This window comes from Devosia equisanguinis, from assembly GCF_900631955.1.
GTDB classification, from domain to species: Bacteria; Pseudomonadota; Alphaproteobacteria; order Rhizobiales; family Devosiaceae; genus Devosia; species Devosia equisanguinis.
Map to the genome: position 1 here is coordinate 1 of NZ_UZWD01000072.1, position 11,726 is coordinate 11,726.

At 65.1% G+C, this 11,726-nt stretch carries 10 protein-coding genes; 4 read left to right on the forward strand and 6 right to left on the reverse strand.

Features of this window, described 5'->3' with window-relative positions; all coding sequences use genetic code 11:
* Nucleotides 1–181: 181 nt before the first annotated feature.
* From DEVEQU_RS19400 to DEVEQU_RS19415, 4 genes are read left to right on the forward strand one after another with little or no spacing between them, the layout of a single operon-like run.
* Nucleotides 182–1,102, forward strand: coding sequence for a carbohydrate ABC transporter permease (locus DEVEQU_RS19400; protein ID WP_126152261.1), 921 nt, complete (start codon nucleotides 182–184; stop codon nucleotides 1,100–1,102).
* Nucleotides 1,099–1,965 (forward strand): carbohydrate ABC transporter permease, encoded by an 867-nt coding sequence (locus tag DEVEQU_RS19405; protein WP_126152262.1) that lies wholly within the window; start codon nucleotides 1,099–1,101, stop codon nucleotides 1,963–1,965. The genes DEVEQU_RS19400 and DEVEQU_RS19405 overlap by 4 nt, the downstream gene beginning before the upstream one ends.
* Complete coding sequence (locus DEVEQU_RS19410; RefSeq protein WP_126152263.1) at nucleotides 1,962–2,627, forward strand: N-acetylmannosamine-6-phosphate 2-epimerase; 666 nt, start codon at nucleotides 1,962–1,964, stop codon at nucleotides 2,625–2,627. The genes DEVEQU_RS19405 and DEVEQU_RS19410 overlap by 4 nt, the downstream gene beginning before the upstream one ends.
* Complete coding sequence (locus DEVEQU_RS19415; protein ID WP_126152264.1) at nucleotides 2,624–3,565, forward strand: N-acetylglucosamine kinase; 942 nt, start codon at nucleotides 2,624–2,626, stop codon at nucleotides 3,563–3,565. Before DEVEQU_RS19410 ends, DEVEQU_RS19415 begins: the two co-directional genes overlap by 4 nt.
* A gap of 244 nt (nucleotides 3,566–3,809) precedes the next feature.
* Here DEVEQU_RS19415 and DEVEQU_RS19420 read toward each other — a convergent pair whose 3' ends face one another.
* From DEVEQU_RS19420 to DEVEQU_RS19445, 6 genes are all read right to left on the reverse strand, one after another.
* Nucleotides 3,810–5,111 (reverse strand): PQQ-dependent sugar dehydrogenase, encoded by a 1,302-nt coding sequence (locus tag DEVEQU_RS19420; protein ID WP_126152265.1) that lies wholly within the window; start codon nucleotides 5,109–5,111, stop codon nucleotides 3,810–3,812.
* A gap of 191 nt (nucleotides 5,112–5,302) precedes the next feature.
* Nucleotides 5,303–6,586 (reverse strand): amidohydrolase family protein, encoded by a 1,284-nt coding sequence (locus tag DEVEQU_RS19425; protein WP_126152266.1) that lies wholly within the window; start codon nucleotides 6,584–6,586, stop codon nucleotides 5,303–5,305.
* 221 nt (nucleotides 6,587–6,807) lie between these two features.
* A complete protein-coding gene (locus DEVEQU_RS19430; RefSeq protein WP_126152267.1) occupies nucleotides 6,808–7,755 on the reverse strand; it encodes an ABC transporter permease in 948 nt (315 codons plus the stop codon).
* A gap of 3 nt (nucleotides 7,756–7,758) precedes the next feature.
* A complete protein-coding gene (locus tag DEVEQU_RS19435) occupies nucleotides 7,759–8,832 on the reverse strand; it encodes an ABC transporter permease (protein WP_126152268.1) in 1,074 nt (357 codons plus the stop codon).
* Nucleotides 8,829–10,376: an ABC transporter ATP-binding protein gene (locus tag DEVEQU_RS19440; RefSeq protein WP_126152269.1), complete on the reverse strand. Its 1,548-nt coding sequence runs from the start codon at nucleotides 10,374–10,376 to the stop codon at nucleotides 8,829–8,831. Before DEVEQU_RS19440 ends, DEVEQU_RS19435 begins: the two co-directional genes overlap by 4 nt.
* 129 nt (nucleotides 10,377–10,505) lie before the next feature.
* Nucleotides 10,506–11,489: a BMP family protein gene (locus DEVEQU_RS19445; protein WP_126152270.1), complete on the reverse strand. Its 984-nt coding sequence runs from the start codon at nucleotides 11,487–11,489 to the stop codon at nucleotides 10,506–10,508.
* Between the last annotated feature and the right edge of the window lie 237 nt (nucleotides 11,490–11,726).

Sequence of the window (11,726 nt, forward strand, 5' to 3'; positions counted from 1 at the left end):
GGGTGGGGGTGGTTCGGTGGCACACCGATGGACCCCCACCCTCAATCCCTCCCCTCAAGGGGGAGGGAGGCGATGGACGGGCGGATCAATGCCCCGCCGAAACCAAGAATGCCCCATTGCCGGGGCGGAGGTCAGATGGGGGTGTCGCTCCCCTGATCGCGTAAAACCAAGCGAGGCCTAAATGCCCCAACTTCGGATGACTGGACGCGGCCTCTGGATTACCGCGCTGATCGTGCCGCCGCTGGCTTTCGTGGCGCTGTTCGTGGTCTATCCGATCGTTTCGGCCTTCGCCTATGCCTTTTTCGACTGGCAGGGGCTGCGGCGCGGGGATTTCGTGGGGCTGGAAAACTTCCACACCGTGCTGTTCGTCGAGCCCTATCGCAGCTGGACGATCAACGCCTTCAAGAACAATGTCATCGTCTTCTTCGCGCTGATGGTGCTGCAGAACGGGCTGGGCTTCATCCTCGCCTATGCGCTGTGGCGCGAACTGCCGGGCGCCCGCTTTCACCGTATTGCGGTGTTTCTGCCGGTGGTGCTCTCCACCATCATCGTCGCCTATCTCTTCAAGCTCTTTTACCATCCGTTGTTCGGCGTGGTGAACCTCTCGCTCAAGGGGTTGGGGCTCGGCTGGCTGGCGCAGCCCTGGCTGGGGCAATCGGGCACGGCGCTGTGGAGCATTATCATCGCCCAGGCCTGGCACATGGTGGGGTTCCCCACGCTCGTCTTCCTCGCCGGCATGCAGCGCATTCCGGGGGAAATCCTCGACGCCGTGCGCATGGAAACCGAGAGCGAATGGGTGAAAATCACCAAGATCGTCTGGCCGCTGGTGGCCCCGAGCGCCACCATCGTCTTCACCCTCTTGTTCGTCGGTGCGTTCAACTGGTTCGAGCTGCCCTATATCATGGGCGGGCTTGACGGGTCGCCCTTCGGCTCGACCGACGTGCTGGGACTTTATTTCTATCGCACCGCCTTCGGCAATGTGTCGGCGGGCCAGCAGGATTTCGGGCTGGGTTCGGCGCTTGCCGTGCTGATCTTCATTTTCATCGCCATCGTGGCCGGGTTCATCACCACGCGCCTGCGCGCCCGGGAGATTCAGCTGTGAGCGATACGTCCGCCAACACCTATTACGACCGCCGCGGTATTCTGGCCTCGCTGGGCCGCGACGGGCTTTTGCAGATCATCCTGATCGCCAATACGGTGATCATGTTGGCGCCGATCATCATCATGGTGTTTTCGGCCTTCAAGACCACGCCGCAGATCTTCCAGTCGCCGTTCGGCATTCCCGATTTCAGCCAGATCGGCAATTTTCTGAAGATCTGGAACGAGACCAATTTCCTGCGCTACCTGCTCAATTCCTTCGTCGTGACCGGCGCCTCCATGGTGCTGATCCTGACGCTGGGGACCATGGCCGCCTATGCCATCGGGCGCTACAGCTTTGCCGGCTCGGGCTTCGTTTTGATGTTCTTCCTGGCCGGGCTGACGCTGCCGCTCAAGCTCGCCATCATTCCGCTGTTCATGCTGATGCGGGACCTGTCGATCCTCAACAATCAGCTCAGCCTGATCTTCGTCTATACCGCCATGGGTCTGCCGACGACGGTGTTCATCATGACCGGCTTTATCCGCAGCCTGCCCAATGAGCTGGAAGACGCCGCGCGCATGGATGGGGCGAGCGAGGCGCGGATCATGTGGTCGATCATGCTGCCGCTGGTGCGGCCGGCCATGGTGATCGCCGGCATCCAGAATGTGGTGCCGATCTGGAACGACTTCTTCTTCCCGCTGGTGTTCATCCAGAACGATAATCTCAAAACCCTGCCGCAGGGGCTGACCACGTTCATGGGCGAATATACCACCGATTGGGGCGTGTTGTTCTCGGGGCTGACGCTGTCGGCGGCGCCGATCATCATCATCTATATCGTGCTGTCCAAGCAGTTCATTGCGGGCATGACCTCGGGAGCCGTCAAGTGAGGCTGCCGCGCGGGCTGGTGGTGTCCTGCCAGGCGCGGGCGGACAATCCGCTGCACGGGCCGCAATTCATGGGCGCCATGGCGCTGGCGGCGCGCGATGGCGGGGCGGTCGGCATTCGCGCCAATGGGCCCGCCGATATCGCGGCGGTGAAGGCGGCGGGATTGCCTGTTATCGGCATCCACAAGGTGTTTTCGGAGCAATATCCGGTCTATATCACCCCCGATTTTGCGGCGGCCGAGGCCATTGTCGCCGCAGGAGCGGAGGTGGTGGCGCTCGATTGCACCGAGCGGCCTCGGGATGGCGAGCCGCCGGCGGTGTTGATCCGGCGCATTCGCGAGGAACTGGGCGCCGAAGTGTTTGCCGATATCTCGACGCTGCGCGAGGGATTGGCGGCGGCCGATTGGGGCGCGCATTACGTGGCGACGACGCTGTCGGGCTATACTGAGGCGACCGAGCCCAAGCCGGAAGAACCGGATCTGCGGCTGCTTGAGGCGCTGGCGCGAAAGCTCGCGGTTCCGGTGGTGGCCGAGGGGCGGTATAATAGTCCCGAACTGGTGCGCCAGGGGTTCGAAGCCGGCGCGCATGCCGTGGTGGTGGGAACGATGATTACCAATCCGCGCGAAATCACCCGGGCTTTCGTCAAGCAGGGCGTGCCCGCGTGAGCAATCCGGTGTGGCTGGGGCTCGATGTCGGCGGCACGGCCAGCCGCTGGGTGGCGTGCGGGGCCGATGGCGCGGTGGTGGCGCGCGGCCGGGTGGCGGGAGCCACCGGCCATGTGTTCAATCCGGCAGAGCGGGAGAAGCTACGACTGGCGCTGGAGGCGATTGCAGGGGCGGTGGCGGCGGCGGGGCTGACGCCAACGCATCTGGCGGCCGGGCTGACCGGCTATGGCGCGGCGGTGGCTACAGATGTCGCCGGGCTGGTGGCGGAGCGGTTCGGCATCGGCGCCGAGTCCGTGCTGCTGGCCGATGACATGACGCTGGCTTTTGCCGCGATTTTCGCGCCGGGCGAGGGACATCTGATCTCGGCGGGCACCGGTTCGATCGGGCTGCATCTGGGTGAAGATGGCGCGCTGGTGCGTGTCGGCGGCCGGGGCATTCTCATCGATGACGCCGGCTCCGGCAGCTGGATCGCGCTGCGGGCGCTCGACAAGATCTATCGGTGTCTCGATCACACCGGCTCGTTTGCCGACGTGCAGCGCCTCGCCGACGCGATGTTCGCGCTGGTGGGCGGTACCGACTGGAGCGATGTGCGGCAGCTGGTCTATGGCGGGGATCGCGGGCGCATCGGAGCGCTGGCGGTGGGCGTGGGCAAGGCGGCAGAGGTCGGTGATGCGCTGGCGCTGGAAATCTTGACCGAGGCCGGGCGTGAGCTGGCAGCTTTGGCGCGGGCGCTGACGGCGCGGGCGGGAACCAAGCCGATCGGCTTTGTCGGTGGCGTATTGGGCCTGCATAGGAGTGTGGTCGAGGCGATCAGCGCGCAGTTGGCGGATCAGGTCGTGCTGTTTCCAGAGGCGGATGCGGCGCTGGCGGCGGCGCAGATGTTCGGGCCGCAAAAGGCCGATTGGCGGGCTTTGCTCGCCGCCAACCAGCCGGGTTAGGGCGTTTTACGTTCTGGTTGACGCGGCTCCATCGCCCCCTCCCCCTTGGGGGCAAGGGCTATCGCAGATGGGTTTGAGCGTGCTGCAGCACCCCCACCCAGCCTCCCTCTGAAGAAGGGGGAGGAGCCGCATCGCGTTGTGGGCAAGAGTTAGTCAAAAGCACCGGTCGGTCTCCCTCCCCCTTGCGGGGAGGGAGCGAAAGAGCCCAGAGAGTCCACCTCAAGTTGAAATGATCTAGTGCCGCTTAAGCCGCGGTGACGCGCCAGATGACGTCGCCGACGTCGTCGGCCATCAGGACGGCGCCATCGCTGGCCAGGGCAACGCCGACCGGGCGGCCATAAGAGTACTTTTCGTCTTCGGAGAGGAAGCCGGTGAGGATGTCGCGGGGCAGGCCGGTGGGCTTGCCGTTTTCGAAGCCGACAAAGGTGAGCTTGTAGCCGCTGAGCTTGCTGCGGTTCCAGGAGCCGTGCTGGCCGATGGCCATGCCTGCGGGCAGGCCCGGCAGGGTGCCTTCGGGCAGCCAGGCGAGGCCGAGCGAAGCGGTGTGGCCGCCCAGGGCGAAGTCGGGGCGCAGGGCGGAGGCGACCTTGGCCTGGTCCTGCGGCACGCGATCATCGACGGTCTGGCCCCAATAGCAGAACGGCCAGCCATAGAAACCGCCATCGCGCACCGAGGTCAGGTAATCGGGCGGGGTCTCATCGCCCAGGCCATCGCGCTCGTTGACGACGGTAAAGAGCGTATCGGTGGTCGGCTCCCAGGCCATGCCGACCGGATTGCGCAGTCCGCCGGCAAAGATGCGATGCGTGCCGGTGGCGAGGTCGAGTTCGTGGATACAGGCGCGGTCCTCTTCGACCGCCAGCCCGGCATCGCCGATATTGGAGAGCGAGCCGACGGCGACGTAGAGCTTGGTGCCGTCCTTGCTGGCGATGAGATTGCGCGTCCAGTGGCCGCCCGGCTTGAGGTCCATGAGCTTGCGGCCCGGCGCGGTGATACGGGTGGTGCCGGTCTCATAGGGATAGGCATAGACGGCGTCGCTGGCGCCGACATAGAGCGTGTCGCCGATCAGCACCATGCCATAGGGCTGGCGGATGTTTTCGATCAGCGCATGGCGTTCCTCGGCGACGCCGTCACCATTGGCATCGCGCAGAAGGGTGACGCGATTGGCGCTGACACCGCGGGCGCGGGCGCGCTTCATGGTGGCGCTCATGGCGTGGTCAAACAGCGTCTTGGGCGTGCCGTCCTCGCCCATGGATTCAGCGATCAGCACGTCGCCATTGGGCAGAACGGCGATATTGCGCGGATGCACCAGACCACGGGCGAAGGCATTGACCCTATAGCCGGCAGCGGCGGTGGGCATGTGATTGCCCTCCCAGCCCTTGGCGGTCGGCATTTTGAGCGTGGGAATGGTGCCCTGGGCCTTCGCCTCGGGAATGGCGGGCGCGGTGCCGAAGGCAGGCTGGCGCGGACCGTCACCGGAATGGCGAATGGCCACGGCAACCGCCCCAATGGCGGCGACAAGGCGGGCAAACAAGGAATTGTCGGTCATGGGGCTATCCTGGTGTGGGGTGGGCCAGCGGCAATGGTGTGATTTTTGAATGCGGGCCCATCCATTGCAACGTTGTGTCCGATGGGTCAAGGCGGGGGACGGGTCTTTACGTGCAGGCCGGGCAGAAGTGCAGGGCCCTCGGGTCTTCGCCCGAGGGTGACGGCCGGTGGGTGGGTGACGGCTGCTGATTCCTATTGCGGGCCGACCAGCGAGGCGTCGAGTGTGGTGGGGCGGTTTTCGAGGGCGAGGCGGGTTTCGCGGCGTGGGGTGGAGGCGATGACCTTGCCGGATTTGATGACCTTGAGGCGGGCGGGCTTGAGGCGGATGGCTTCGATGGCGTCCTTGGCCTGGAGCAGCACCATGTCGGCCTTGCAGCCGATATCGAGACCATAGCCATCGAGATGCATGATCCTGGCCGGGCCGGTGGTGACCAGATCGAAGCATTGGCGCATGGCGTCGCGGCTGGTCATCTGCCCGACGTGAAGGCCCATGGAGGCGACTTCGAGCATGTCGCCGGAGCCGAGCGAGTACCAGGGGTCCATGACGCAGTCGTGGCCGAAGGCGCAGGTGATGCCGTATTTGAGCATTTCGGGAATGCGGGTCATGCCGCGACGCTTGGGATAGGTGTCGTGGCGGCCCTGGATACCGATATTGATCAGCGGATTGGCGGTGGCACTGACCTCGGCCTCAGCGATCAGCGGCAGCAGCTTGCTGACATAGTAATTGTCCATGGAATGCATGGAGGTGAGATGGGAGCCGTTAACGCGACCGTGGAGGCCGAGGCGCTGGGTCTCGTAGGCCAGGGTCTCGATATGGCGGCTGAGGGGGTCGTCGGTTTCGTCGCAATGGAGGTCGACGAGCAGCCCGCGCTTTTCGGCGATTTCGCACAGGGCTTTCACGCTGGCCGCGCCATCGGCCATGGTGCGCTCGAAATGGGGAATGCCGCCGACGACATCGACGCCCATGTCCAGCGCGCGGTCGAGCAATTCGATGGCGCCGGGAAAGCGGAAATAGCCGTCCTGCGGGAAGGCGACCAATTGCAGGTCGATATAGGGGGCGACGCGGTTCTTGACCTCGAGCAGCGCCTCGACGCCGAGCAGCCGCTCATCGCAGATATCAACATGGGTGCGGATGGCGAGGAGGCCTTGGCTCACGGCGAGATCACAATAGGCCAGGGCGCGCTCGATGACGGCCTCGTGGGTGAGGAGCGGTTTGAGCTCGCCCCAGATCTGGATGCCTTCGAGCAAAAGCCCGCTTTCATTGTAGCGCGGCAGGCCGAGGGAGAGCGTCGCGTCCATGTGGAAATGGGTGTCGACGAAGGGCGGGGAGACCAGCTGCCCGGCGGCGTCGATGGTTTCTCCGGCGTCACCGGCCAGATTGGGTTCGAGGGCGGCAATGCGGCCATTCTGGATGCCGATATCGATGCTCTTGCGGCCATCGGGCAGGGTGGCATTGGTGATTTTGAGGTCGAACATGTTTGGTCTCGTGCTGCCGGGTTGCCGTTTCGCATCTCCCCACCCGCTTGTGCGCGAAGATCAAGGATAATGCGTCAAAAAGAGTACCCCCACCTAACCTCCCCCTCAAGAAGGGGGAGGGACCGATCGAGTTTGTTGGGATCTTTGGAAGCCACGATGAGCTCCTCCCCCTTCTTGAGGGGCAGGCCGGGTGGGGGTGCTGAGGCCCATGCTTCCCGCCGTCAATGCCGCTGCCCTCTGGTCCAGGGGTGGAGCAATGCTCGGGGATAGTCGGCTTTTCGGGCGACGAGGACCAGTGCCAGGATGGAGAGCAGGTAGGGGAGCATGAGGAAGACCTGGCCGGGGACGACCTGGCCGACCTCGGCCTGTAGCCTGATCTGGAAGGCGTCGAAGGCGCCGAAGAGGAGGGCGCCGAGCAGGGCTTTTCCCGGTTGCCAGGAGGCGAAGACGACCAGTGCGATGCAGATCCAGCCGCGGCCATTGACCATGCCGAAGAAGAAGGCGTCGAAGGCCGACATGGTGAGGAAGGCGCCGCCCAAAGCCATCAGCGCGGAGCCGACGACCACGGCGCCGATGCGCAGGCCGATGACCGACAGGCCCTGGGCATCGACGGAGGCGGGATTGTCGCCGACGGCGCGAATGGCAAGGCCCAGCGGGGTGCGGTAGAGCACGAAGGCCACGAAAGCCACGGCGGCAAAGGCCAGCCAGGTGAGCGGGGTCTGCGAGAACAGCGCCGGGCCGATGAAGGGAATGTCGGTGAGGCCGGGAATGGAGACCGGCTGGAACGGCACGATGCGCGGCGGCGAGCTCACATTGGGCAAGGCGGTGCGATAGGTGAAATAGCTGACGCTGGTGGCGAGCAGGGTAATGCCGATGCCTGAGACGTGCTGGGAGAGGCCGAGAATGACGGTGAGAAAGGCATGGAGCCCGCCGAAAATGGCACCGGCCAAAGCCGCGACCAGCACGCCGCCCCAGAGGCCGGCGCCGAGATAGACGGCGAGCCAGCCGGCCATGGCCCCGGCGACGAAAATGCCTTCGATGCCGAGATTGAGCACCCCGGCGCGTTCGCAGATCAGGGCGCCGAGCACGCCGAAGATCAGCGGGGTGGCGATGCGGATGGCGGCGGCCCAGAAATTGGCGGAGCCGAGAATATCGAGCAGGACGTCCATGGCTCAGGCCTCCTGGGTTCGCGTTTGCCAGCGCAGGCGGAAGCGCAGGAAGAAGCTGCCGACCAAGACGCAGAGGAGGCTGAGGGCGACGACGAGATCGGCGATATAGCTGGAAATGCCGGTGGCGCGGCTCATGGAATCGGCGCCGACGAATACGGCGGCAATGAAGAAGGCGGCGAGCACCGCGCCGATGGGCGAGAGGCCGGCCAGCATGGCGACGACGATGCCGGAATAGCCGAAGCCGGGGGAGAGATCGGCGGAGAGATAGCCTTTTACGCCGGCCACTTCGCTGACCCCGGCAAGACCCGCCAGGCCACCCGAAATCAGCGCCACCTTGAGCATGGTCTTGTCGACGGGAATGCCGGCGAAGCGGGCGGCGGCCTTGTTTTCGCCCACAGCCTTGATCTCGAAACCGAGCACGGTTTTCCTGACCATGAACCAGAGCAGCAAGGCCGAAGCGAGGCCGATGACAAGGCCCCAATGCATGCGCAGGCGCGGCACAAGCTTGTCGAATTTCGCCTCTGCCACCAGCGGCACCGATTGCGGCCAGCCCATGGCCAGCGGGTCCTTCAATGGGCCCTCGATCAGCATCTGGACGAAGAGAATGACGACGAAATTGAGCAAGAGGGTGATGACCACCTCGTCGGCGCCGAAACGCTGCTTGAGCACGGTGGGGACCACCATCATCAGGCCGCCGGCGAGGAAGCCGGCTAGCATGATGGCGGGGATCATCAGCGGCGCGGGCAATTGCAGGAAGCCGGAGCCGACGAGGACGGCAGCGAGGGCGCCCATATAGAGCTGGCCCTCGGCGCCGATATTCCAGAGGCGAGCGCGGAAGGCGATGGCGGCGGCGAGGCCGGTGAGAATGAGCGGGGTGGCGCGATTGAGAGTTTCGGAAAAGGCGAACATGGTGCCGAAGGCGCCCTGGACCATGAGCGCATAGGCGGTGAAGGGATTGCCGCCGGCGCTGAGGACGGGAATGGCGACCAGGATGAGGGCGGCAAGGCCGGCGCCGAGCGAGACGGCAAGGCGCAAAGCGATGGAGGCGTCGGCGCGGGGTTCGAGGCGGAAGCTCATGATGCCAGCGCCTCCTGTGCCTGCGATTGGCCGGCCATCAATAGGCCGATGGTGCCGCGATCGAGGTGCTCGGCAGGGCCGGCATCGATGAGCTCGCCGGCATGGACGACGAGGAAGCGGTCGGCCAGGGCGAAGAGTTCGTCGAGATCCTCAGAGATGACGAGGACGGCGGCGCCACGATCGCGGGCGGCGATGATGCGGCGATGCACTTCGGACTGGGCGCCGATATCGAGGCCGCGGGTGGGCTGATTGGCGAGAATGACGCGCGGTTCGCGCTCGAGCACGCGGGCGAGGATGAGCTTTTGCACATTGCCGCCGGAGAGCAGGCGCGCTTCGGCGTCGGGGCCGGGGCAGCGCACATCATAGGCGGCGATGGCGGCAGTGGCGCGGGCGCGCATGGCCTTGCGGTCGAGCAGGCCATGGCGGGAAAAGCCGGGGGAACGGACCTCCTCGATGGCGATATTGTCGGCGACGCTCATGGTGCCGACGACGCCGTCATGCTGGCGATCCTCGGGCATGCGGGCGACGCCCTGGGCGACGAGAGCGCGGGGATCGGCCGATGTCACCGGGGTGCCGAAAAGGCGCAGCGTGCCGGAGGCGGGGGTGGCGAGGCCGGAGATCAAAGCGGCGATGCCGGACTGGCCATTGCCGGACACGCCGGCCAGGCCGACGATTTCGCCGGTACGCAGGGCGAAGCTGACATTGCGCAGGGCCTGGCGATCGCCGGGCCGGCCGAGGGAGACGGCGTCGAATTGGAGCGCGATTTCGCCGGGTTTGCCGGGGGTGCGGGTGACTTCGGCGACCGCCTTGCCGACCATGAGATCGGCAATGGCGCGGCGGTCGGCGGCGGCGGTTTGCAGTTCGCCCGCCTTCTGGCCGGCGCGCAGGACGAGGATGCGGTGGGAGACAGAAAGGACTTCGCCGAGCTTGTGGGAGATGAAGATCACCCCCAGCCCATTGGCGGCGAGGCGGCGCAGCACGGTGAACAGCCCCTCGGCCTCCTGCGGGGTGAGGACGGCGGTGGGCTCGTCGAGAATGAGCACGCTGGCGTCGCGATAGAGGGCCTTGAGGATTTCGACGCGCTGCTTTTCGCCGACGGTGAGGGCGGCGACGCGGCGGTCGAGATCAACGTCGAGGCCGCTTTCGGCGATAATTTTTGCGATTTTGGCGCGGGCCTTGCCACGGGCGCCCAGCAACAGCAGCGGCTCTGTGCCGAGGCGGATATTGTCGAGGCCGGAGAGGTTTTCGGCGAGGGTGAAATGCTGGTGCACCATGCCGATGCCGGCGGAAAGCGCCGCGCCGGGCGAACCGGGGGGCAGGGTGGCCTGGCTGCCATCGCGGGCGAGGACGCGCACGGAGCCTTCGTCCTGCACATAGTGGCCGAAGAGGATGTTCATCAGCGTGGTCTTGCCGGCGCCATTCTCGCCGAGCAGGGCGAGGATTTCGCCCTTATGCAGGTCGAGCGAGATGGCGTTGTTGGCGAGGAGGCTGCCGAAGCGCTTGGTGATGTTGTCAAGCGAGAGCAGGGGGATGGGGTCGGTCATGGGCTCCTGCTTCACGGGTGGTTGCTCAAATGCAGAGGCCTCGGGACGAGCCCGAGGGTGACGGCCGGTGGGGGGACGACACCCACCTAACCTCCCCCTGAAGGAGGGGGAGGGACTGATCGGTGCCAGTTAGTTCGACTTGGGCTCGGTGTCGTCGATTTCGACCACGAAGGAGCCGTCGAGGATCTTGGCTTCGACGTCTTTCGCTGCCGCGACGGCGTCAGGGCCGGCCAGGGTTTCATCGACGACGAGGCTGCCGCCGCCATATTTCATGAAGGCATAGATGCCGTAGTCGGAGGCGGTGAAGCTGCCGGCCTGCACATCCTTGATGGCCTGGTCGATCATCGGCGCGCCGTTCCACAAAGCGGAGGCGAGGATGGTGCCGGGATAATCGGCACTGGTGTCGATGACATTGCCGATGGCCAGGATGCCGCGTTCCTTGGCGGCGTCGGAAACGCCGAAGCGCTCGGCATAAAGGATGTCGGCACCGGCATCGACCATGGCGAAGGCGGTTTCCTTGGCCTTGGGCGGGTCATACCAGGAGTTGATGAAGCTGACCGAGAATTTCACCTCCGGATTGACCGAGAGGACGCCGGCCATGAAGGCGTGCATCAGCCGGTTCACTTCCGGAATGGCATAGCCGCCGACCATGCCGATCTTGTTGGTCTCGGTCTTCATGCCGGCAATGATGCCGGTGAGATAGCTGGGCTCGTGGATGAAGTTGTCGAAGGTGGCAAAATTGGGCTCGACTGGCGCGAGCGAGGAGCCCATCAGGAAGGCGATTTCGGGATAGTCGGCGGCCACGGCGCGGGCCGGTTGTTCGACGCCGAAGGCTTCACCGACCAGCAGGCCGATGCCCTGCTCGGCATATTCGCGCATGACGCGCTCATAATCGGTGTTGGAGATGTTTTCCGAATAGACGTAGTCGATTTCGCCGCGCTCGTCGGCTGCGACCAACGCATTGTGCAGGCGGCTGGCCCATTGCTGCTCGACCGGCACGGTCCAGACCGCAGCCACCTTGATCAGGTCCTGCGCCCAGGCGGCGCCAGACAGCGAAAGGGCAGTGGTGAAGCCGAGTGCCGCCAGAACGGTGCGGCGGTTGATATGTCCCATTTGCGTTCCCCGTTTGATGCTTTGTTGTTCAGTTCTCCCTGATGCCTATCTTGCGGGCGGCAGCGGGGAATTGGAAGGGGGCAGGTGGTCCGTCCCCAGGATGTGTTGTCGTGTGTGGCCGTCCTTTCGCCTCCCTCCCCCTTGAGGGGAGGGATTGAGGGAGGTGCCAAGCGTATCGACGACTTCCAAGTCGACGATATCGCGTGCCAGATCGCCCACCGCCTTCCATTGGGAGAC